Raw genomic sequence first — 22944 nt, forward strand, 5'->3', positions numbered from 1 at the left:
AACAGAAAGTTCAGATGGCCAAAGAATACAGTCGTACCCAGAGGGTTGCGGACCAGGTTCAAAAAGAACTGGCCCAGATCATTCAGCTGGAAATGAAAGACCCTCGCTTGGGGTTGGTAACCGTCAGTGCTGTTGATGTCAGTCGTGACCTGGCATTTGCAGATGTCTATGTTTCTTTTTTGGGTGTTGATGAGCAAAAGCACATTGATGAATCTGTTGAAGTGCTGAATCACGCGGCAGGCTTCTTGCGGAGCCAGCTGGCGCGAGCAGTGAAGCTTCGTTTTACTCCTCAGCTTCGTTTTTATTACGACAGCAGCCTGCGCAGGGGGCAGTACCTGAGCTCTCTTATCGAGCAGGCAGTCGCAGAAGATAATCGTCACGGGGAGTAACAGAATGGGTAAGCGCAGGCGTAGTCGTGGCCGTCCGGTCAACGGCATTATTGTTGTGGATAAGTTCAAGGGTGCCAGCTCTAACGATGTGCTGCAGAAGGTCAAGCGCATCTTTGGTGCAGCCAAGGCTGGCCATACCGGGAGCCTGGACCCTTTAGCCACTGGCGTTCTTCCCATTTGTTTGGGGGAGGCCACCAAGTTTTCCCAGTTTTTGCTGGATTCTGATAAATCATATAGAACCACAGTCCAGCTGGGAGTGAAAACCACCACCGGTGACGCTGAGGGAGAAGTGGTTGAAGAAAGACCTGTTCAGGTGACCCGTTCTGATGTTGAGGCAGTACTGACTCAGTTTCTTGGTGAGATTGAACAGATTCCCAGTATGTACTCTGCTCTGAAGCACAAAGGGCAGCCACTGTATAAGCTGGCTCGGGAAGGTATAGAGGTTGAACGGCCTGCCAGGAAAATCACTATCCACAGAATTGAGCTGCTTGATTTTGAGGCAGATCGTTTTGTACTGGAAGTGGACTGCACCAAAGGGACTTATATCAGAACCCTGGCAGAAGATATCGGTGAGGCCCTTGGCTGTTTGGCTCATGTTGCAGAGCTACGACGCCTGAAGGCCGGGCCTTATGCCGAACAGGTAGCCTATTCTATTGAACAGCTGGAATCCATCAAGTTTGAAGGCCGTTCCGGGATGCTAACCGGTGAACAGGCTGATGAGCTTGAATCCCTGTTTGCCAGAATGGATGAGGCAGGCCGGGACAGTCTCGAGGATGATGAGCTAGAGCGGTTGAAAGAGCTGAGTTCCCGGCGTAACCGTGGCGGCAACCAGGCTTTGGATACACTATTGTTGCCTCTGGATACATCGGTGAGTAACTGGCCAGAGGTGCGTCTTGGGGTTAACAGTAGCTTTTATGTTTCACAGGGCCAGCCGGTTCTTGTACCCCAGGCGCCAACCAGTGGCTATGTCAGAATCTATGGTATGGTAGAGGGAGGCGGTGAAGAGTATTGCTTCCTGGGGGTGGGTGAAGTGCTGGATGATGGCCGCATAGCACCAAAGCGGTTGGTGAGAAGCGCAGCTTAGTGTTAGAATTCGCCTTTTGGTAATTCCCGCTATAATTCCCTGAGGAAGTGGTGGGAGTGAAGGCTGACTGTAAATATGCACGGTCACGCCTGATTTTTTGTTGCCTTGGCCTTGCCAGGCTTATGCATATTAACTGGAGTATTTTTCATGGCTTTGACTGCTGAAAAGAAAGTAGAGATTATCAAGGAATTCGGTCGCTCTGAAGGTGACAGTGGTTCTCCTGAAGTACAGGTTGCTCTGCTAACAGCAAACATTGAAGGCCTGCAGTCCCACTTTAAGGCTAACCACAAGGATCACCACTCCCGTCGTGGTCTGATTCGTATGGTTAACCAGCGTCGTAACCTGCTTGACTACCTGAAGCGTAAGGATGTTGAGCGTTACCGTACTCTGATTGGCCGCCTGGGTCTGCGTCGCTAATCAGTTGTTATGGTTAGTTCAGGGCTGGATGCTTAGCGTCTTGTCCTGCAGTCGAAGCACCGCGAGTTGCATAGCATGTGACTGGCGGTGTTTTGCATTTTAGGGGCTGCGAAATTTGAATCATTTGAACCGGCGAGCTGTCAGTAAGGGGTGCAATCCCAAGTTTTTCTTGAGGACTTGGGATTGCATCCATCTCTGTGGCAGTAAGAGCCTATTCATAATTTTTTGTGAACAGGTTCAAGGGATGCTGGTCGGATGATGTAGATATTCATTTAATCAGGAAAATAACGTGAATCCGACAACAAAGTCTTTTCAGTTCGGTGGCCAGACGGTCACTCTGGAAACCGGGCGAATCGCACGTCAAGCCTCTGGTGCTGTGTTGGCAACCATGGGTGAGTTGGCGGTTCTGGCTACTGTAGTGGGAGCCAGGGAAGCCCGTGAAGGTCAGGGCTTTTTCCCTCTGTCTGTACATTACCAGGAAAAAGCCTATGCCGCAGGTCGCATTCCTGGTGGTTTTATCAAGCGTGAAGGTAAAGCCTCTGAAAAGGAAACCCTGACCTCCCGTTTGATTGACCGGCCTATTCGTCCCCTTTTCCCAAAAGGGTTTATGAATGAGGTGCAGGTTGTTATTACGGTTGTTTCTGTAGACAAGCGTAATGATCCGGATATGCTGGCAATGATTGCCACCTCTGCCGCACTGGCTATTTCAGGTATTCCATTTGATGGCCCTATTGGTGCTGCGCGGGTTGGTTTTACCGAAGAAGATGGCTACATTCTCAATCCAACCTATGAAAAGCTGAAAGCTTCTGAGCTGGATATGGTGGTTGCGGGAACCAGTGAAGCGGTGCTGATGGTTGAGTCCGAAGCCCAGGAACTGTCTGAAGATGAGATGCTGGGAGCAGTGTTATTTGCCCATCAGGAATATCAGCCAGCGATCCAGGCCATTAAAGAACTGGCAGCGGAAGTGGGTAAGCCTCGCTGGGACTGGCAGCCAGAGCCGGAAAATGAGGTGGTGAAAGCAGCCGTGAAGGCTCAGTTTGAAGAGGCTATTCGTGAAGCTTACCAGGTTACTGTCAAGCAAGATCGAAACACCAAGCTGGCAGCCCTGCGTGAGGAGGCTGTAGAAGCACTGGCAGGTGAAGGTGAAGGGAAGTTTCCAGAAGCTGAGCTCACCAAGATCTTTAGCAAGCTGGAAAAAGAAATTGTTCGTGGCAACATTCTGGAAGGAAAGCCCCGAATTGATGGCCGTGATACCAAGACTGTGCGTTCCATTGACGTTGAGGTAGGTGTTTTACCGAAAACTCACGGCTCTGCACTGTTTACCCGTGGTGAAACACAGGCCATGGTCACCACGACTCTGGGAACTTCCCGGGATGCTCAGATCGTTGACTCCCTTGAAGGTGAATCCAGGGATGCCTTCATGCTGCACTATAACTTCCCTTCCTACTCCGTTGGGGAGTGTGGTCGCATGGGGCCTCCGGGACGTCGTGAAATTGGTCATGGTCGTCTGGCTCGCCGTGGTGTGCAGGCTGTCCTGCCAACAGACGCTGACTTCCCATACACTATCCGTGTGGTTTCCGAGATCACTGAATCCAACGGCTCCAGCTCCATGGCCTCTGTGTGTGGTTCCAGTCTGGCCCTGATGGATGCCGGTGTACCCCTGAAATCACCTGTGGCGGGTATTGCCATGGGACTGGTGAAAGAAGGTGAGCGCTTTGCCGTACTGACCGATATTCTCGGTGATGAAGATCACCTTGGGGATATGGACTTTAAAGTGGCAGGTACTGCTGAAGGTATCACCGCGCTGCAGATGGATATCAAGATTGCGGGCATCACCGAAGAGATTATGGATATTGCCCTTGAGCAGGCCATGGATGCCCGTCTCCATATTCTTGACGAAATGAATAAGGTGATCAGTACATCCAGAGAGGAACTGTCTCCTAACGCGCCCATGACCATGAAGATCAAGATTGATCAGGATAAGATCAGGGATGTCATTGGTAAGGGTGGTGCAACCATTCGTTCCATTTGTGAAGATACTGGCGCTTCCGTTGATATTGACGACGATGGCACGGTGAAAATCTATGCTGAAACCAAAGATGCCTGCCAGGCAGCTTATGACCGTGTATACGGCATCACTGCCGAAGCAGAGATTGGCAAGATTTACGAAGGAACCGTCACTCGCATTGTAGAGTTTGGTGCCTTTGTGAATATTATGCCAGGTCAGGATGGTCTTGTTCACATTTCCCAGATTGCAGATCACCGCGTAGAGAATGTGAGTGATTATATGAAGATGGGAGATAAGGTGAAGGTTGTGGTTATGGATATAGACAACCGTGGCCGTGTGAAGCTGAGCATGAAGGAAGCTGCAAAGATGGTGCAGCAAGAAGCCTGATTGGTTATGCTAATCTGAAATAAAAAAGGCAGGTAAGTCCTGCCTTTTTTTATGAAAACCGGTATTTTGAACATAAGACGATCCTTCGCTTCTACCCATGCCTGTGCCTTCCTGCATTGATTGGTATTATTTGCTGACGATTTCCAGAATTTGTTGAACCATATTGCGGGTTTCGGCATTTTCCTTCTTGAGTTCTGCCTGTCCCTGCTTCAGTTCACGAATATCTGACTGGAGGTCGGTGATTAACTGACTATGGTGGCTCTGCTCCCGGCGTAGCTCCATAAAGGAGGTTTCCAGCCTGGCCTGATTCCTTCTGATTTCAATAAGGCTTCCCTCTGTTTTTCTAAAGCCATCATCCACCCGCTCAACCAGCGCATCAAAATCTGACTTGGGTACAAACACTTCTTCTGTCTGACTCATGGTATTTTCTCAGGGTTTTTTGTTGTGACCGCCTCAGTCTAGATATTTTACTGTCGCCTATCCATATAAAACCTTGAGGTTTAGTATTGTTGGTCAAAAATAGAATTAAGGCTGGCTAAAAATAAGTAAGTGCTGGTGGGTATGGGCTTTAAATAATAGTAAGTTGTGCGAGTGTTCCAGGTTTTATTTTAAACATGGATTTTATATTTAGGGTTAAAAAACTGGCCTCTTATTTAATTAACAGCTACTTTAGAGTAGAAATAAAATATGTTGTATATGGCATGATGTATATGAATAAATTTATTTTTATTATACTGCTATTATCTTCTAATATTACAGGTGCAATCAATTTTACAATAAAGGAAGATGATAAAAAGGTGGGAGCTTTTGATTCAAGTACGGAAAAAGTATCTATGGTTATAGATGTGTCAGAAAGTGATTTTATTGGTTCTGTTGTACCTGCTGTTATAAAGAAGGTTTTAGCTGAAGCGGGTGATTTAGATAAATTAGCAAATAGCGCATATACTCCTCATACATGTCCAATAAAACGTCAGTCAATAGCGATACAGTCTTTTCAAAACACCCACTTTTCCGGATCAATAACAACTGTGCTTAATGATACAATTTCAATAGATGGAACTGTTAAGATGCACTTTTCAATATATATACAGGATGACTATTACACTATCCAGTTAACTGGTACGTATACTTCATCAGATTCAGAGTCAACTATAGTGGAATGCTCGGCAGATAGTACTACAGGAATATAGATACAGGTGTTAGAGCATATAAAGCAGAGGGCAGCTCTTGCATTGTGCATATTCCTCAGTAACAGCTGCACGTTGCAAGAAATGACCACTAGGCTCCTCACTATCCCCTCCTCTGTTAAGTTTTGGAAAACCGGAAGAGGCAGCAATTATGCTGGCACAGGGGAATTCTTCTATAAGAAAAAATAAAGCGCTTAGTAAGAGTCAGTAACAAACCGGTTAGTAACGCTTAGGTTAACGGAACGAATATCTGATAAATCCATCCTATCAGTAATAAAAAGCAAACTAACCGGAGATTTAAGTCCTATGTTTTCAATACCAAAATATTTACGAATGATGCTACCTGGTAATACTTACGGCCTTGCCAAAGAAACACCAGTGCAAAATCATCCAAAACCGTCTACAGTATCCCACAATGAAAACGGTAAAAGTTTTTTTAATAATGTGATGGAAAAGGGGCGTGTAATTGCTAAGTCTTTACGGGAAAGAGCGAAACTCATTTCTGTTTTCCCTGTAAACTATCTAAAAAGAGCAAACGATGATTCATTAGAAAATAATGAGTTGCCAGCTAAGAAAATAAAAAAACAGCCTACTCCTGAGGCTTCGACAAGCAGTATTTCAGATAACACTGAAGGCCAAGCTATGACATCAGGGAAAGAGGTAGAAGGAAGAACTGATACTCAAAATATACCTGAAAAAAAAGAAATCAGAGCGATTAAAAGAGCTAGCAGTGAACCAATAGAATGCTGTTCCCCGGAAAAAAAAGCAAACCGGATTCCTGAAAGGACTCAAGAAAAACCTGTTGCAGTAGTTCCTGCTACAAAGCAAACCTTATGTACACCTGATATCAGCCTTCAAGAAACATCGAGCAGTAGCCAGGCTCAAGCTGGTATATCAGAAACTAAGGCTTCAGATGATGTAGCCCCTGAGCCATCAAGAATTGACCTTCAAGAAAGTAGGGAAGAGAATGATTTATCAACCACTGGAAACCTCATTGTTGACTCGATGAATATCATTAATAATTATGGGCTATCATCAGCTATTCCCGCATGATGAACGTCGATGATCGTTGGTATTGACAATAAGGCAGCAAAAATAATGAAGCCGATCAAAACTGAGCCGCCAATTAACAAAGCGGAGCTTTAAAGAAAAAATGTCACCCCTGAACGTAGCTACGATATGGCCGGTTATGATGTATCGAATGGAATCACCCTTTTCTCTTCAATACCATGAGTTACTGTGTAAAAAAGCCCCTCCCACGTTTTTATCAGCCAATGCAAAAAATAGCCCTGTATCCATTTCCATAATGCTATACGGACTCCTTTTGAGCGGGTTCTTAAAGCTTCCTGAAACTGGGGACAGCACAGTTCCTGTATTTGATCTACGAGAAAAGCAAGCATCGTCAGATAGGCCAGATTTGTGGCTAAGTGCTTCTCACCGTGACCGTAGTTATGTTCGAGATCGTAGCCTTGATTTTTCAGGGTGTTAAACGTCTGGTTCTCAATATGCCATCGGCAGCAGCTATTCCCGTGACATCAATTAAATCACTGCAACAGCAAGGCTTACAGTAAATTCCAAATGGAGTGATTTCGCACAAAATAACGTCTACTTTTGATAGGGATACTTTATCAATGGCTGTCTCTCATGGCTTATCCATTCCAAAAAAGTCGTAAGCATCTTTGTGCAAACAGTTTAATTACTACGATTTCTGAAAGTTATGAGCAAATTCCAGATGTCCGACCAAACAAGGATTCCAGAAAAATAACAATACATGATGCCTCCATGTCCGCTTTTGCCATGATGCATCTCAAGTACCCATCGCTCCTCTCGTTTGAGCGTGATAAAACAGAGCAAGAAGTAAGGCATAACCTTGAGCACCTGTATCAGATAAAAAAACGTGCTCCCTGTGATACCAGTATGCGGGAAATCCTGGATCCAATAGATCCCGTAGAGTTCAAAAAGCCTTTTAAGACATTGCTGTCTAACGTCCAAAGGGGCGGATTACTGAAGGCATTCGAATTTCACTGCGGGAACTTGAAAAATCACTACTTGCTCCCGATCGATGGAACTGGGCTATTTTACTCCTGCAATAATAAAAAACCTTGTCAGGAGTGCTGTACTAAAAATAAGGGAAAGGCCAACGAAGCTCACTACCACCAGTTAATGGCAGCATGCATTGCTCACCCGGATCAAAAAACAGTCTTGCCATTGGCACCGGAAGCCATAGTTTGCCAGGACGGTTCGACCAAAAATGACTGTGAAAAAAATGCCATTAAACGGTTGTTTGCCACCATACGAGAGCATCACCCACGTCTAAAGTTCGTTATTCTTCTGGACAGTCTTTATGCTGACAACCCCACTGTCCAACTGATTAAGAGTTATGGCTGGCATTACATCATTGTCGCGAAAGATGGCAACCATGCCTCGCTGGTTGAAGCGATGGATGAGCTGGATAAAGAAGGAAAAGTTCACCGTGCTGAAAAAGTTAATGAAGAGACTGGAATTAAGTGGTGGTTTCGCTATGCCAATGACGTCAGGCTGAACAAGGCAAAATATGCAGAACAGGTTAATGTGCTTGATTTTGTCGAAACCGATAAAAAAGGTAAACAGCATATCTGGTGCTGGGTGACTGATATTCCGCTTAACGAAGAAACCATAGAACCCGTCATGAAAGGAGGGCGCTGCCGATGGCATATTGAGAACCAGACGTTTAACACCCTGAAAAATCAAGGCTACGATCTCGAACATAACTACGGTCACGGTGAGAAGCACTTAGCCACAAATCTGGCCTATCTGACGATGCTTGCTTTTCTCGTAGATCAAATACAGGAACTGTGCTGTCCCCAGTTTCAGGAAGCTTTAAGAACCCGCTCAAAAGGAGTCCGTATAGCATTATGGAAATGGATACAGGGCTATTTTTTGCATTGGCTGATAAAAACGTGGGAGGGGCTTTTTTACACAGTAACTCATGGTATTGAAGAGAAAAGGGTGATTCCATTCGATACATCATAACCGGCCATATCGTAGCTACGTTCAGGGGTGACATTTTTTCTTTAAAGCTCCGCTTTGTTAATTGGCGGCTCAGTTTTGATCGGCTTCATTATTTTTGCTGCCTTATTGTCAATACCAACGATCATCGACGTTCATCATGCGGGAATAGCTGCATCGGCAGCGCCCTCCTTTCATGACGGGTTCTATGGTTTCTTCGTTAAGCGGAATATCAGTCACCCAGCACCAGATATGCTGTTTACCTTTTTTATCGGTTTCGACAAAATCAAGCACATTAACCTGTTCTGCATATTTTGCCTTGTTCAGCCTGACGTCATTGGCATAGCGAAACCACCACTTAATTCCAGTCTCTTCATTAACTTTTTCAGCACGGTGAACTTTTCCTTCTTTATCCAGCTCATCCATCGCTTCAACCAGCGAGGCATGGTTGCCATCTTTCGCGACAATGATGTAATGCCAGCCATAACTCTTAATCAGTTGGACAGTGGGGTTGTCAGCATAAAGACTGTCCAGAAGAATAACGAACTTTAGACGTGGGTGATGCTCTCGTATGGTGGCAAACAACCGTTTAATGGCATTTTTTTCACAGTCATTTTTGGTCGAACCGTCCTGGCAAACTATGGCTTCCGGTGCCAATGGCAAGACTGTTTTTTGATCCGGGTGAGCAATGCATGCTGCCATTAACTGGTGGTAGTGAGCTTCGTTGGCCTTTCCCTTATTTTTAGTACAGCACTCCTGACAAGGTTTTTTATTATTGCAGGAGTAAAATAGCCCAGTTCCATCGATCGGGAGCAAGTAGTGATTTTTCAAGTTCCCGCAGTGAAATTCGAATGCCTTCAGTAATCCGCCCCTTTGGACGTTAGACAGCAATGTCTTAAAAGGCTTTTTGAACTCTACGGGATCTATTGGATCCAGGATTTCCCGCATACTGGTATCACAGGGAGCACGTTTTTTTATCTGATACAGGTGCTCAAGGTTATGCCTTACTTCTTGCTCTGTTTTATCACGCTCAAACGAGAGGAGCGATGGGTACTTGAGATGCATCATGGCAAAAGCGGACATGGAGGCATCATGTATTGTTATTTTTCTGGAATCCTTGTTTGGTCGGACATCTGGAATTTGCTCATAACTTTCAGAAATCGTAGTAATTAAACTGTTTGCACAAAGATGCTTACGACTTTTTTGGAATGGATAAGCCATGAGAGACAGCCATTGATAAAGTATCCCTATCAAAAGTAGACGTTATTTTGTGCGAAATCACTCCATTTGGAATTTACTGTAAGCCTTGCTGTTGCAGTGATTTAATTGATGTCACGGGAATAGCTGGGCTATCATCTGATACATCTTTTTGCGAAGCCACAATTCAGAAAACTGAGAATCCAGAGGATAAAAAGCTAATGTTTTCATTTGAAGATAGTGATACAGAGGATGGTTTTGATGAGGTGTCTAATGTAGTGCAGAGTATTATTGATGATGAAAGGCACTGGGAAATATAAGAATATTTAACTGGAGCCTGTAAATAATCCTGAAAATTTATAGCGCTAAAAGTAGGGGGCAGATCTTGTATTGTGCATGCTGTTCAGTAGTAGCATAATTTGTACCATGCAAGAATTGCCCCCTAAACACTATATAAGTTGTTACAAAAGCAGAGAGACGCTGGGAGCGAAGCCAGCTCTTATCTGATTATATGTCTGACTTCTTTAATGGTGTAATTTCTTGCAGGCCAATGGCTGAGTTGACCAGCTGGAAGTGGTAGTCATACTTTGATGCCATTGCTTGTAAGTCAAGTTTTTGCAAATCTCCAATGTACCACTTTATAAAGTATTTCTTTCCACATTTTTTTAAACATACTTCTCTTTGGATTTAAAGATATTTCAATATTAATTAGGCGTTGATTTTAAAAGGAAATTTTTGGGTGTTCTATATCTCCAATACCTGCTCCAGTGAGCCGCCCGATGTGGAACTGCATGCCGGGTGGTGTGGGGAGAGCTGGAAAGAGACCCGCTTTTACCCGATTAGGCTACGACGATGAGGCAGGAAGATTAAATTTGAGAAGCATTACCAAGCACATCGGCAGCCCATTGATTAAGGCTTTTACCTTTGGCTTTAGCAGCAATAGCAGCGGCGGCATGGACTTCAGGAGTTACCCGTAGCATAAGATTACCAGAATAAGGTCTTTGAGCTGGACGACCTGTCTGTTCGCTGATGGCTATATACTCATCCACTGCCTCATGGAACGCGGTTTCAAGCTCATCGACAGAAGAACCATGAAAACCGATAATATCATTGATTCCTGCTAAATGGCCTACAAAAATACGATCTTCATTATCAAATTCTATTGTGGCTATATAACCTCTATATTTCATCATATTCATGGTGTAATTCCCGCTTGTTCCAGAAAACGTCGAGCATCTTTAATGCGATACCTCAGCGATGCCTTATCCGGATGTGGCCTATGGAAATCTGCTCGGATGCCATTGAGCACGAAACTAACCGATGATTCACTTCCTGTGGTACGTTTAGCCCCTAATGACAGAAACAATGCCTCCACCTTGCGCCACTCGATATTGCCATTTATTGGGTCTGCAAATATTGACTTTAGCGTTTTTTGGTTTGCATTGTTCATAACGATAAATGATAGCGTAATATGCAAGCATTACAAAAAATATTTTCAGGAGCCTAACGCCTACTCAGGAAATTTATAGGTGTCTTATATTTCTCATTGAAGGCTTGATTTTGAAACTTTTCTCCTTTACGAGACTCTTTAATAGGTCTACTATCTGGTCATATAGAAAAGGAGAAAACCCATGGCTTCACATATTTTGACAGATATTGTTGCAAGCATTTCTGAGCTTAAAGCCAATCCCATGAAAGTTGTGGCCAGTGGTGAAGGCTTACCCATTGCTGTGCTTAACAGGAATGAGCCTGCATTTTACTGTGTTCCAGCTAAGGCTTATGAAGCAATGATGGAACTCATCGAAGATATGGAACTTTTAGATCTCGTTAAAGAAAGAGCTGATGAAGAATCTGTGAAGGTTTCACTCGATGATCTATGAGCTTGAGTTCAAAAAATCTGCCCTGAAAGAGTGGAATAAGCTCAATCCTACGGTGAAAGATCAATTTAAGAAGATTCTTGAACGCAGATTGAGCGATCCACATGTCCCTTCTGCAAAAGTTTCTGGTGCTCCAAACCTTTACAAAATCAAACTAAGGCAACTTGGCTTTAGGCTTGTTTATTCTGTTTCAGATAAAAGCATCACCGTTTCTGTTATTGCAATTGGAAAACGAAATAGAAATGAAGTCTATCAAGTAGCTTTATCTCGACTGTTGAATTAGCAACATAACGCCGCACTTTGCAGAGAATGGTGAAGTTGATTAGACACCCATTAATTGGGCTTTGATTTAAACAGGAAATTTATGGATGTCCCTATATTTCCCTTCATACTCTTTCCCTGGGAGAGCTGGAGAGAAGTCAGCTCTTACCCGATTATGCCCCGTTAAAAAATACAGATGGTGAGATTTTGAAACGCTGTGAAAGTGCTTGAATATGATCTCTGGTAAGGTTTCTTGAACCATTAAGAATCATAGATACAAGACTTTTACTTCCTAACTCATTTTTCAAGTCATCAGCTTTCAGCTGATATTGATCCATTATTGTTCTTAGGATCGCCACACCATCATCAAGTGCTGCAATTCTTTTATTAAATGCAGAGAACTGTTCTGATTCATCTTCCCATTTCTCGATTGAGGAAGACAGAACCTCAATGAGTGGGAGATATTTATCATAGTCCTCAATGAGCTCATCCATTAACTCCAAGGCTTGTTCGTATTCAACCTCATTATGAATACGTCCGACAAAGCTAGCTTCAGAGAAGAAGTCTACAGCTTTTTGCTTTAGATTTGAGAATCTCATGAATCTGCCTCCTTTGCGTACTTCTTGCATAATTTGTCGTATTCAGCGTGAGTGACAATATGTTTTACATACATGCGACTATCCCTGAACTCAATAAAAGCAATGAGCCGGAGGTTATTGCCACCCATATCAATAATCCACCATTTATCTCTGTACTTGAAGTTATCCAGGCTTGGAAATAGTGATTTAAGCTCGTCTGGGCTGTGAAAACCACCATTTCTCAATGACTTATAAGCAGCATCAATGGCAGCTGCATCATTTGGGTACTTCTTTGCAGCTTCGTTAAACGGCTTTCTTGAGATAACGTGCATAGCAGTCTCTGCATTCACTTATTGTGAACTTTAGCATGCCTTAGGTTGATTTACAAATTGTGAACTATTGGCTGCGGTGAGGGTTTGAAAATTGGTGAAAATTGGGGCATCCATAAAATTTTCGTTGTAAATCAAGGTCAAATTAATGGATGTCCTAAAATTACCCCAGAATAAGGTCTTTGAGCTGGACGACCTGTCTGTTCGCTGATGGCTATATACTCATCTACTGCCTCATGGAACGCGGTTTCAAGCTCATCGACAGAAGAACCATGAAAACCGATAATATCATTGATTCCTGCTAAATGGCCTATAAAAATACGATCTTCATTATCAAATTCTATTGTGGCTATATAACCTCTATATCTCATCATATTCATGGTGTAATCTCCGCTTGCTCCAGAAAACGTCGAGCATCTTTAATGCGATACCTCAGCGATGCCTTATCCGGATGTGGCCTATGGAAATCTGCTCGGATGCCATTGAGCACGAAACTAACCGATGATCCACTTCCTGTGGTACGTTTAGCCCCTAATAACAGAAACAATGCCTCCACCTTGCACCACTCGATATTGCCATTTATTGGGCTTTGATTTAAACAGGAAATTCATGGGTGTCCTATGCCTTGTTTACTCTATATTGGCTCATCTGAAGCCGTTTTGGGAGCGGGGCGGACTATTCCATTAGGTCTTTCCTCTTGATAGAGGTTGATTCAAGAATCAAGACCCGACCCCGGTTTCCTACGACCCCGGTTTCCTAGGAAATTTATGGATGTCCCTATATTTCGCTCCAAAATTATTGCTCTCGACTGATCATGGCGTCCTTTCCATTGCTTCAACACAACGGAAATCGGCCGGGTTGGTTGAGAGGACATCTCAAACTGGTGTTTTTGGGACTTTAAGGTCTGGTGGTAACAGAGGGGTAGAGACCCTCGGCTACCCGATTAGGTTTCTCTTACACGATGCCTTCTGTTTTCAACAAACTTTTTGCCAATATTAAGAGATTTAGCCACACCAGGGTGAACCATATAGTGGCTATCCAATTTAACTTTTGGCATAACCTTGGCTATAGATCTTTCTCGATAAGACCAGCGGTAGAAACCATCATTTTCATTTTCAATATTCTCTTTGTAACCGATAACATTTACATCATACCAAAACTGAAGAAATGCTTCTGGAGATGATGTGAATTGTGAGCTTAAAATAGTTTTTGATTTTGTATCACCAATAAAGTTCTCATGAGCAGAAATGAATTGATGGTAGTCGAATTTAGCACCACCATTTAAGCACTGAAAGAATCCGGTGTGTTTCTCAAACTCTTCATTGGTCATATAAAAATTGGCATAATTTTTTACTTCGCCAAGCAAATATTCATAATATTCATCTGTGAACTCAGAATAGTGGAACACACCTGGCTCAAATTTATTATTTTTTCCCTTTCCATTCCTTTTAAATATTTCAATCAATATGCTGATTGAAGAGAAGATATCTCTTGGCCTATGGAATGACTTATTTAATATTTCAACAAATGGTCTATTTGAGCTTGTGTGAGGGTATGGAAAGTAATGTTCCCACCCAGAATCCTTGAGACCTCTATTTTGAGAGGAGAAATACTTATCTGACATTTTGAACAGGTCAGAGTTTTTATGCCTTTCCTTTGATGTTGACCAATTCAGAATGACAGAATTATCTTTTAGCTTACAATTTGAATTATGAATATTTAAAGAGTTAAATACATCAGGGCGTAATAACAAGTTAATCCTGAGCCTTCCTTTCGTATCCTTAATATTTGGAAAGAATTCTGAATTAAGATGCCATGCAGCTTCAGATAACCCAATCAGGCAGTTTTTATATTCATCAAATGTTATTCCATTTGGCTTCGCATCTATGCCATCAATAAAAAGAATTATGTCATTATCTAATTTTATATCTTGAATTCCTGTTTTAAGCTTCTTCTCGCAGTCTAATAGAGCGGTTTTTATTTCTGTAACAGTCGTTTTTGTTGAATTAGTACCACTTTCCTGCAAAGATGCTTTCAAAACAGTTGGTACACTTGCGTTTAGATCAGCTTTGCTCGTCAATGATGTTGCAAATTCAATTACATATTCAAGCTCAGGAACTTGTGAATTTGTATCATAATCTTTAATGGCTTTTTCTACAGGCGAGAAACGCTTAGTTAATTTATGGTGCCATTTTTTCTTCTTTTCTATAACCGTTTTTGAAATAAGATAAAGTAACGTAGCCCTCCATATTATTGAATAGTCTGTATAGGACAGTTTTCCATCTTCCTTTAGCTTTATAAATCTCTTATATTGAGTTTCATTAATTGAAACAAGATTTGCAGCAACTCCATTAGGGGCTGTATTTTGAAAGTGAAATGCAAGTGCGGTTTTTCCTGATCCTTTTTCACCTATTGTGTAATAACAATTACTTTTCAAAGCTTTATCTAGAAAACTCGTTTTCAAGTAGGAGCTGATAAAAAACTCTTTATTTTCCTTTGTGTTATAGTTGATTGCATCAATTGAAGGATCAAACAGTTCCCTGATTCTTTTCATCTAACTCTATCTTTTTCCATTTGTTAAAAATGTATGAATTTGATTGAGAAACCTAACAGTTATTAGACCTCAACCGAGTAATAACGGATATTACCCACAACGCCCAAATATTACCCAAAAACGTTTCTTATACCCGCACAGTGCGGCATATCACCCTTTTATTGCCCAACATAACTACCTGATAATGATAAAAAAACAGCTATCAGATATTGATACGATATCCGACTTTATGGAAACCGTACGTAATACCTTACGGGCTAAACGCTATAGCTATCCAACAGAGCAGCCGTACTGCTACGGGTTCAATTCTTAACCTATCTGACTGTAAAACGGTATGCTTCCGCGCTAACCCAAAACCATCCACGCTACCGCCCTGCTTAGCCATTTTGGGCATATTCAGGCGTCAGGGTCTGTATTGGTCGGTACTTAAGTCTCATAAAAAGCAGCCTATCCTATCATGGATAATAAGAGGGGTTATATTATCTGAAGGCAGGTCATAAATCCGGGAAAGGTGCATGTCAGAAGTAGCGCTATATATCTGACCAGGCACGTTTATAACAAGAATGCAGAAAGGGGCAGTAAAAAATACTGCCCCTTTTTTTAGGCCTTTTGAGTCCCTTTCTGTTTAGCAGTAATGGTTTTCACCACCTTTGTTGGCACTTTATCCTGCTCACTGTCAGGAACCGTTTTGCTGGCTTCAGTCAGGAGATTGTCTTCTTCCTTATCTGAAACGCTTGGCTCTGCATCTACAGGTTGGTCTTCAGAGGTTTCTGCTGTCTGAGCTGTTTCAACGGCTTTTTCCTGCTCGCTTTTTTTAGACTCCTTCTGGCTGACAGCGGCTTCATGCTGTTGCACTGCCGCTTTTTCAATGGCTTTTAAAATATCCTTGAAGGAGTTTTGTATGCACTGAGAATAAAAGGCGGGGTCAGGCATCATATCCCGGCAGCAAGTGGCGCTGATGGTCAGGTTGCCGTTGTAGCTAAAAATAATATGGAACAGACCTGCGCTGTCCCAGCAAAGTCCGGTGCCATAAAAACGAACTAACTTGGAACCTGCCTGGTACAGGGGAATCTGTGGCCCGGCCACATTGGTGATAACGGTATTGAAGAACGGATTGATATGGCGCAGCAGGTTGTATTTGCTAATGGTCCTTGCTGCCAGATTGGAAACCGTATTGGGCAGTAGCTGAGTCGCATCCATCAGCTCTGTGGTACCCATGGTTTCATGGTTGGTTTTTGCCCTGGCGTTGGCCGTGTGAATGGCATGCAGGCGCTCGAGAGGATCTTCGATATCCGTGTAAATCTTTGGAAACAGGAAGGAGATTTGGTTGAAGCTATTGAGGTTCTCTTTTTTGCCGCGCACCGATACAGGAACCATGGCATTCATGGAGGTTTCGGGCAGCTCTCCCTTATGGGTCAAGTAGCGCCGCAAGGCACCGGAAACAATGGCAACCACCACATCATTGACTTTAAGGCCATTGATGCACTTGGCGACCCGCTTAATTTCATTCAAGTCAAAATCAACCGCCTCAAAGACTCTGTGAGGCGATACTTTTTTGTTGAACCGGGTTTTTGGGGCATTGCCCAGTGAACAGCTCTTGCCGGTAATCGCGCGCTTCAACGTGCCCTTAATAAGAGGGAGGCTGTATTTCGCAACGACTTTACTGCGTTTCCAGGCATTGTTGTAGCTGTTAATGGAGGCCCGGGCCAGCAGCTCTACAGCCGTTGGCACCCTGTCAACAATCCAGGGCTGGGGGGTCTCGGCCATTTTCGCGCCGGGGCTTAGATCGTGCATTGCTGCCAGCAGCATGGCGCCACCTTGACCGTCAATCAGGGCGTGGTGGATTTTTACTGCCATGGCATAACAACCTTTGGGCAACCCGGAAATATTGTCCAGCCCTTCGATAATGTATATCTCCCAGGGAGGGCGGTTCATATCCAATGGGCGAGAGTGGATGCGAGCTGTTTGTATACACAGCTGTCGCCAGTCCCCCGGAGAGGGCAGGGCGATGTGCCGTACATGGAGTTCTATATCAAAGTCAGGGTCTGCAATCCAGTAGGGATAGTCTAATCCTACTGGCACCTGGACGTAGCGATTTCTTAATGAAGGCGTTTTATGTAGCCGGTTTTTGAAGTAATTGAGTATTTGCTTGAAGCGAATGGGTTGTTCGCCAGATGTGGATGGATCATAAATGGCCATGCAGCCAATATGCATGGGGGTAGTGCCTGTCTCCAGGTTGATAAATGCTGTGTCCAGCGCTGAGAGTTGCTCCATGGCTTGTACAACCTAACTTGATTTGGAATGTTTTGATTTTGTTAGCAAATGATGTCTTTTATATGTCTACTGTCGTTATTTTTATTTCGGGTTCGTTGGGCGAGCTAAAATGCCTGGTTTTTATACTTAATAGAACGTGAATTTTGGCAGATATTATGAGGATTCTTGTAAATAAGTAAAGACTATCCTTCCTTCGTGCGGACTTGCCACGGATGAGGGTAAAGAGTGTGCAAACTTTATTGAAAAAATAAAGCAAATGTTTTCTAAGTTCAGGTGCTTGCTGGCTGGAAAGGTTTCCAGTCACCATCAGGCTGTGCCAGCCTGTCACCAACGATTTTTAACACCTCAGCGCTGAAGGGCAGGCCCAGGTGGCTGGCATCCACTTTGATGTTTTCTGTGAGGGGCGTTTCTTGCTCACGGGCAATGCTGGGAGGAATAACTCCATCGTTGTCTGAGTAAATGGAGATACAGTGGACTCCTTCAACGGGTTGTACAATCTGCTCCATGAGTTCATCAATGTTTTCCTGCCGCCCTGTAATCCGGGCGATGACTTCGTACAACTTCCAAATTGAGGAGTGGCGGGGGGAGCCTCCAATGGGGCTGCCCATTGAGATGACATTGCGAATCTGTTCTGGATGGGTGCGAGCGGCTTCCCTTGCCATTAGACCGCCCAGGCTCCAGCCAATCAGGCTTACTTTTCGGGATGACGCTATATAGGTATGCTTCAACAGGTCAGTGATTTTGTGAAGCATATCACCTTCACGGGTTTGCCCGAGGTTAATGCCTTGATCCCAGGGGCGTGCATCATATCCCATGGCCACCAGGCGCTTTCTTAAAATTGCTGTAGCCCGGTCACTGGTCATAAAACCGGGAAATACCAATACGGGATGCCCATCACCATGCTGAATATTTTCCAACTCCTTTTTCCACTCATTGCCGGAACGAATATCTGACACTGCTCTGACAATATCTGCCGCAACGTGGATAACCCCGGGTTTTTTATTATTGTTCATGGCTTGTTCCGAGTAGTGATTATATCCATATTCATCAAAACGGATGATTTATACGAAGATGGCATATTTTAAATGGGTTTTTACTGTTTTTTAGTATGGCATTCTATGGTGGCCTGGCGCTACTGCGAAAAGTGTTTTTTATCCTGGTATTTTATGCTTGTTTTCAGGTGTCGATGGAGAGGGGAAGACGATATTGTATTCACCATAGAGGCACAAAGGCGCGGATATTGATAGTTTAAGAGTATAAAAACTCTTTGTTCCCTGCGCCTCTGTGGTGAAAAAAGAGTATAAAATCGGATTTTATACCCTGCTTAGTGAGCGAATTTACTCCTAAGGTGTACCTGACTCAGACTTATCAAGCTAGGTTTTTTTGACCTGGTGTGGTTCAGGCGGTCACAGACTCAAGGTGCTTGAGAATAACCTTGTACTCTTTTTGTGCCAGATCATCAATGTTTTCACCGATGAAACGGCTGAGGGTTTCACCGATCAGGGGAATGGAACTGCTGACATTGATTGATACTTCATTTTCGCAACCGTTTTCTGTAGGGCGAAGATGCATGGTGCCCTGAATTCGGGCGGGAACGCCGGAAATGTCCACTTTGAACTGGCAATGCCAGCCATCATTTTGCTTTTGCCATTGTTCTTTCTGTCTTGTGCGGTTCCACTCACCGACGAAGCGTTTGATAACTGATGGAGTGTCCTCGCTCACTGGAACTTCACGACGGGTGTCGACCAGAAGTTCAGTGTTTTCCAGCTTGACAGATTTGGCTTTAAAATTTCTGGCGCCTAAGGCGCTGTATTTTTGCTCCATAAACCCGGGGTTGGCAAAAAGGGCAAAAACCTCTTCAAGATTATGGTTGTAGCTGTGGGTTTGATTGATGTTCATTGAGAAATCCTGGCGGGTTTAATAATGATTGTTGTATACAGTGTTGTTGGTAAAACTGCTTGCTGGTGCTGCCAACAAGTTCTGGCAGAGATGCATGCTTCGTGAAAACTACGTATTTATAGGGTGGATGTAAACTATACCACTGCCGATTTGCGAATAATGACTTAAATCAATTTTTGGTGGATATCGGTTTGATAGACTGCAATTGTTAAAAAATAGACTGGCTATTGGTAGCCAATGGGGGAATTCTATGTACGATAAAATCTGGTTGGCTGGCCTGGGCGCCTATGGTCGTTCTGAAAAGCTCGGCAAAGAAGGTGTAAAGCTCTTCGATGAGCTGGTGGATGAAGGTTCTGAAGTTCGTGATCGTGCCTCTGAAAAACTGGAAGACATCAAGCATAAAGCTAAGGAAAAAATACAGAGCAATATTGGAAAGATCAAGGAAATGCTGGCCATTGCCCCTGATGACTCCGATATTAAGGCACTGTCTTTACAGGTAGAAGAGCTGAGTGCGGCAGTGAATGCCCTGGCAATGAAGCCAGCCGCTCCAACCACTAAAAAAGTGGCGGGAACCCGCAAATAGCCAAAGAAGCAAAGCTTAGAAATCTTTGTTACTAGAAGCCCGGCTTGTTGCCGGGCTCTGTCATTTATAGCAGCTGCATCGTAAACTATCTTCTTCGAAAAATAATGTTATGGAATGCTTTAATTGACGCAGGGGGATGGCGATGAGGCGAGTGATTTTTAATTTAAAGGGTGGCGTGGGTAAGACCAGTATTACCTGCAATCTGGCAGCAATGAGTGCCAGTCAGGGATTAAGGACGCTCGTTGTTGATCTTGATCCTCAAGGTAATAGCAGTGAGTACTTGCTGGGTAAACCTGCCGCTGATTATCAGGATAATCTGGCGGTTTTCTTTGAGCAGATGCTCAGCTTTTCAGTATTTTCCCGTCGGGCGGAGGAGTTTATTCATTCCACTCCCTTTGAGAACCTGGATGTCATGCCTTCCAGTCCGGAGTTGATGTATCTTGAGCATAAGCTTGAAGCCAAGCATAAAATTTACAAGCTTAAGTCCACCTTGAGTCGTCTGGAAGATCAGTATGATCGCATTTATATAGATACAGCCCCCGCATTGAATTTTTATACCCATTCTGCATTGATAGCAGCAGAGCGCTGTCTTATACCTTTTGACTGTGATGCTTTTTCACGTCAAGCGTTGTATACAGTGTTAGGGGAGATTCAGGAGATTCAGGAAGACCATAATGCAGGGTTGCGGGTAGAGGGTATAGTGGTTAACCAGTTTGATGCCCGTGCCAGATTGCCGGGTGCGCTTGTTGATGCTCTGGTGGATGAGGGGTTGCCGGTGATAAAAACAGCGCTTTCCTCTTCAATTATTATGAAAGAATCCCATGAAGAGAAAACACCACTGGTTTATCTGGCTCCGAATCATGCCCTGACAAACAGATATAAAAAGCTACACGATTCGCTGGAAGGAGTTGGGGAAGCGGTAGTGTAGTTCTATTTTAATGGAAGCGACTGCTGTCAGATAGAAAAGGGAGAATGAGTGAGATGACAGAGGTCATCTCACTGGGGGAGGGGGTTACTCGTCAAGGAAGCTGCGCAGGTGATCCGAGCGTGTCGGGTGGCGAAGCTTGCGTAATGCCTTGGCTTCGATCTGTCGTATACGCTCACGGGTAACATCAAACTGTTTGCCAACCTCTTCAAGGGTGTGGTCAGTGTTCATGTCAATACCAAAGCGCATACGCAGCACTTTTGCTTCCCGAGCGGTGAGCCCGGACAATACCTGGCGGGTTGACTCCTTGAGTCCGGAACCCGTTGCCCTGTCAACAGGAGACTGCATGGTGGCATCCTCAATAAAGTCACCCAGGTGAGAATCTTCATCATCACCAATCGGTGTTTCCATAGAGATAGGCTCTTTGGAGATTTTGAGAACTTTACGGATTTTGTCTTCTGGCATTTCCATGCGTTGTGCCAGCTCTTCAGGGGTGGCTTCCCGGCCCATCTCCTGAAGCATTTGCCGTGATACCCGGTTCAGTTTATTGATGGTCTCAATCATATGAACCGGAATACGGATAGTTCGGGCCTGGTCTGCAATGGAGCGGGTAATGGCCTGTCTGATCCACCAGGTAGCATAAGTGGAGAACTTGTAGCCACGGCGGTATTCAAACTTGTCCACGGCTTTCATCAGGCCGATGTTGCCTTCCTGAATCAAGTCGAGGAATTGCAGACCCCGGTTGGTATACTTTTTGGCAATGGAAATAACCAGACGAAGGTTGGCCTCAACCATCTCTTTTTTAGCACGGCGGGCACGGGCCTCACCCAAAGACATCTTGCGGTTGATATCCTTGATTTGAGAAAGGGTAAGAAAACACTCCTTCTCCATGTTAGCCAGTTTCTTTTGCGCCCGAATGATCTCTACCCGGTAGGTTTCAATATTGTTGGCGTAATTGGCGCTGCCAGAGGCAATGGTGTCGATCCATTCCAGATTGGTTTCATTGCCGGGAAAGCTTTTCAGGAAAACCTTTCGTGGCATTTTGGCTCGACGGACGCACAGCTGCATGATGGCGCGTTCGTTTTTACGGATGTTCTCCAGGGCGTTGCGGATGCGGAAGACCAGCAGGTCAAATACCCTTGGTATCAGTTTGAATGATACAAAAACTTCGGCCAGTTCGGTATTGGCTGCCTTGGCTTCCGGGCTGCCAAAACCATGCTTGCTGATGATGGCAGAGCTTTTCTCAAGCTGGACTCTTAAGGCGTCAAAGCGCTCACGGGCTTCTTCCGGATCAAGCCCGCCCACCTCTTCATCGTCTTCATCATCATCAGAGTCATCAAAGTCTTCCGGGTTTAACTCGGGCGTCGCAGCTGGCGCGATGTGGCCATCGTCATCAGGGTCGATATAGCCGCTGATAAGGTCGTTAAGACGTCCTTCTTCTTCGATAATCCGGTCGTATTCATCGATGACAATTTGAACAGATCCGGGGAACTGGGCCAGGGAGGACATGATCTCTCTCCAGCCTTCTTCAATGCGCTTGGCGATCTGGATTTCGCCTTCACGGGTCAGCAGTTCAACTGTACCCATTTCCCGCATATACATCCGCACAGGATCGGTTGTACGACCTGCTTCCTGCTCAACAGCGGCGAGTGCTGCGGCAGCTTCTTCAGCGGCAGCCTCATCGGTGTCGGCTTCAGACATGAGCAGGGTATCGGCATCTGGCGCGGTCTCATAGACGCTGATGCCCATATCATTGATCATGCGGATAATATCTTCCACCTGATCAGGATCGGAAATATCTTCCGGCAGATGGTCATTAACCTCCGCGTAAGTCAGGTATCCCTGTTCCTTACCACGGGTGATAAGTTCTTTCAATCGGGATTGTTGTTGCGAATTTGCTGACATATCAACCCTTTAACAACAGCGAAGTGAGGTGCCGGACGAAAAAAACGTAAGCAGGCAATTATAGCTCATAAGCCGAACCGAGCGCCAGAAAGCAGGTGTTGC

The 22944-nt window shown here is 44.4% G+C and carries 24 protein-coding genes; 12 read left to right on the top strand and 12 right to left on the bottom strand.

The genetic code is table 11. The annotated features are described in order from the left end of the window. Nucleotides 1-14: 14 nt before the first annotated feature. From rbfA to pnp, 4 genes are all read left to right on the top strand, one after another. The gene (rbfA, locus tag MJ595_RS08200; RefSeq protein WP_263322475.1) at nt 15-389 is read left to right on the top strand and encodes a 30S ribosome-binding factor RbfA; all 375 of its coding nucleotides are present in this window, start codon (nt 15-17) and stop codon (nt 387-389) included. A 4-nt stretch (nt 390-393) separates the two neighbouring features. Next, nucleotides 394-1473: a tRNA pseudouridine(55) synthase TruB gene (truB, locus tag MJ595_RS08205; protein ID WP_263081960.1), complete on the top strand. Its 1080-nt coding sequence runs from the start codon at nt 394-396 to the stop codon at nt 1471-1473. 147 nt (nt 1474-1620) lie between these two features. Beyond that, nucleotides 1621-1890, top strand: coding sequence for a 30S ribosomal protein S15 (rpsO, locus tag MJ595_RS08210; RefSeq protein ID WP_263081962.1), 270 nt, complete (start codon nt 1621-1623; stop codon nt 1888-1890). A gap of 289 nt (nt 1891-2179) precedes the next feature. Continuing rightward, nucleotides 2180-4285: a polyribonucleotide nucleotidyltransferase gene (pnp, locus tag MJ595_RS08215; RefSeq protein WP_263081964.1), complete on the top strand. Its 2106-nt coding sequence runs from the start codon at nt 2180-2182 to the stop codon at nt 4283-4285. A gap of 126 nt (nt 4286-4411) precedes the next feature. On the opposite strand, the gene MJ595_RS08220 is transcribed toward pnp, so the two are convergent. Then, entirely contained in the window at nt 4412-4705 is a 294-nt protein-coding gene (locus MJ595_RS08220) for a hypothetical protein (RefSeq protein WP_263081965.1), read from the bottom strand. 194 nt (nt 4706-4899) lie between these two features. Between MJ595_RS08220 and MJ595_RS08225 the strand changes: the two genes are divergently transcribed. Next, nucleotides 4900-5475, top strand: coding sequence for a hypothetical protein (locus MJ595_RS08225; RefSeq protein WP_263081966.1), 576 nt, complete (start codon nt 4900-4902; stop codon nt 5473-5475). Nucleotides 5476-5778: 303 nt separating this feature from the next. Continuing rightward, nucleotides 5779-6525, top strand: a complete 747-nt coding sequence (locus tag MJ595_RS08230) for a hypothetical protein (RefSeq protein ID WP_263081968.1) — start codon at nt 5779-5781, stop codon at nt 6523-6525. A 134-nt stretch (nt 6526-6659) separates the two neighbouring features. Here the strand turns inward: MJ595_RS08230 and MJ595_RS08235 are convergent, their stop codons facing one another. Beyond that, nucleotides 6660-6872 (bottom strand): hypothetical protein, encoded by a 213-nt coding sequence (locus MJ595_RS08235; protein ID WP_263081969.1) that lies wholly within the window; start codon nt 6870-6872, stop codon nt 6660-6662. A gap of 27 nt (nt 6873-6899) precedes the next feature. Between MJ595_RS08235 and MJ595_RS08240 the strand changes: the two genes are divergently transcribed. Together MJ595_RS08240 and MJ595_RS08245 are read left to right on the top strand one after the other, a co-directional pair. After that, complete coding sequence (locus MJ595_RS08240) at nt 6900-7043, top strand: hypothetical protein (RefSeq protein ID WP_263081970.1); 144 nt, start codon at nt 6900-6902, stop codon at nt 7041-7043. 73 nt (nt 7044-7116) lie between these two features. Next, nucleotides 7117-8484 (top strand): transposase, encoded by a 1368-nt coding sequence (locus MJ595_RS08245; protein WP_263078002.1) that lies wholly within the window; start codon nt 7117-7119, stop codon nt 8482-8484. A gap of 108 nt (nt 8485-8592) precedes the next feature. On the opposite strand, the gene MJ595_RS08250 is transcribed toward MJ595_RS08245, so the two are convergent. Next, entirely contained in the window at nt 8593-9681 is a 1089-nt protein-coding gene (locus MJ595_RS08250; RefSeq protein WP_263081971.1) for a hypothetical protein, read from the bottom strand. 842 nt (nt 9682-10523) lie between these two features. Next, nucleotides 10524-10856: a type II toxin-antitoxin system HicB family antitoxin gene (locus tag MJ595_RS08255; RefSeq protein ID WP_263081972.1), complete on the bottom strand. Its 333-nt coding sequence runs from the start codon at nt 10854-10856 to the stop codon at nt 10524-10526. 432 nt (nt 10857-11288) lie between these two features. On the opposite strand from MJ595_RS08255, the gene MJ595_RS08260 reads away from it, so the two are divergent. Next, complete coding sequence (locus MJ595_RS08260; RefSeq protein WP_263081973.1) at nt 11289-11537, top strand: type II toxin-antitoxin system Phd/YefM family antitoxin; 249 nt, start codon at nt 11289-11291, stop codon at nt 11535-11537. Further along, nucleotides 11527-11817, top strand: coding sequence for a type II toxin-antitoxin system RelE/ParE family toxin (locus MJ595_RS08265; RefSeq protein WP_263081975.1), 291 nt, complete (start codon nt 11527-11529; stop codon nt 11815-11817). Before MJ595_RS08260 ends, MJ595_RS08265 begins: the two co-directional genes overlap by 11 nt. A 151-nt stretch (nt 11818-11968) precedes the next feature. Here the strand turns inward: MJ595_RS08265 and MJ595_RS08270 are convergent, their stop codons facing one another. The 7 genes from MJ595_RS08270 to MJ595_RS08300 form a co-directional block, all read right to left on the bottom strand. Further along, on the bottom strand, nt 11969-12394 hold the full coding sequence (locus MJ595_RS08270; RefSeq protein ID WP_263081976.1) for a transcriptional regulator: 426 nt from the start codon (nt 12392-12394) through the stop codon (nt 11969-11971). Next, nucleotides 12391-12705 carry a type II toxin-antitoxin system HigB family toxin gene (locus MJ595_RS08275; protein ID WP_263081977.1) on the bottom strand — a complete coding sequence of 105 codons (315 nt, stop codon included), beginning with the start codon at nt 12703-12705 and terminating at the stop codon, nt 12391-12393. The genes MJ595_RS08270 and MJ595_RS08275 overlap by 4 nt, the downstream gene beginning before the upstream one ends. 137 nt (nt 12706-12842) lie before the next feature. Further along, nucleotides 12843-13082 (bottom strand): type II toxin-antitoxin system HicB family antitoxin, encoded by a 240-nt coding sequence (locus MJ595_RS08280; RefSeq protein WP_263081978.1) that lies wholly within the window; start codon nt 13080-13082, stop codon nt 12843-12845. A gap of 563 nt (nt 13083-13645) precedes the next feature. After that, a complete protein-coding gene (locus tag MJ595_RS08285; RefSeq protein WP_263081979.1) occupies nt 13646-15256 on the bottom strand; it encodes a hypothetical protein in 1611 nt (536 codons plus the stop codon). 600 nt (nt 15257-15856) lie between these two features. Then, on the bottom strand, nt 15857-17530 hold the full coding sequence (locus tag MJ595_RS08290; RefSeq protein ID WP_263081980.1) for a wax ester/triacylglycerol synthase family O-acyltransferase: 1674 nt from the start codon (nt 17528-17530) through the stop codon (nt 15857-15859). A 269-nt stretch (nt 17531-17799) separates the two neighbouring features. Further along, nucleotides 17800-18543: an alpha/beta hydrolase gene (locus tag MJ595_RS08295; RefSeq protein WP_263081981.1), complete on the bottom strand. Its 744-nt coding sequence runs from the start codon at nt 18541-18543 to the stop codon at nt 17800-17802. A 385-nt stretch (nt 18544-18928) separates the two neighbouring features. Next, complete coding sequence (locus MJ595_RS08300; RefSeq protein ID WP_263081982.1) at nt 18929-19429, bottom strand: DUF2505 domain-containing protein; 501 nt, start codon at nt 19427-19429, stop codon at nt 18929-18931. A gap of 250 nt (nt 19430-19679) precedes the next feature. Between MJ595_RS08300 and MJ595_RS08305 the strand changes: the two genes are divergently transcribed. Beyond that, entirely contained in the window at nt 19680-20012 is a 333-nt protein-coding gene (locus MJ595_RS08305; RefSeq protein ID WP_263081983.1) for a phasin family protein, read from the top strand. Between the two features lie 136 nt (nt 20013-20148). Next, nucleotides 20149-20940: a ParA family protein gene (locus MJ595_RS08310; RefSeq protein ID WP_263081984.1), complete on the top strand. Its 792-nt coding sequence runs from the start codon at nt 20149-20151 to the stop codon at nt 20938-20940. Nucleotides 20941-21024: 84 nt separating this feature from the next. On the opposite strand, the gene rpoD is transcribed toward MJ595_RS08310, so the two are convergent. Then, nucleotides 21025-22842: an RNA polymerase sigma factor RpoD gene (gene rpoD / locus MJ595_RS08315; protein ID WP_263081985.1), complete on the bottom strand. Its 1818-nt coding sequence runs from the start codon at nt 22840-22842 to the stop codon at nt 21025-21027. Nucleotides 22843-22944: the final 102 nt, after the last annotated feature.

This window comes from Endozoicomonas sp. Mp262, assembly GCF_025643335.1.
Lineage (GTDB): Bacteria > Pseudomonadota > Gammaproteobacteria > Pseudomonadales > Endozoicomonadaceae > Endonucleibacter.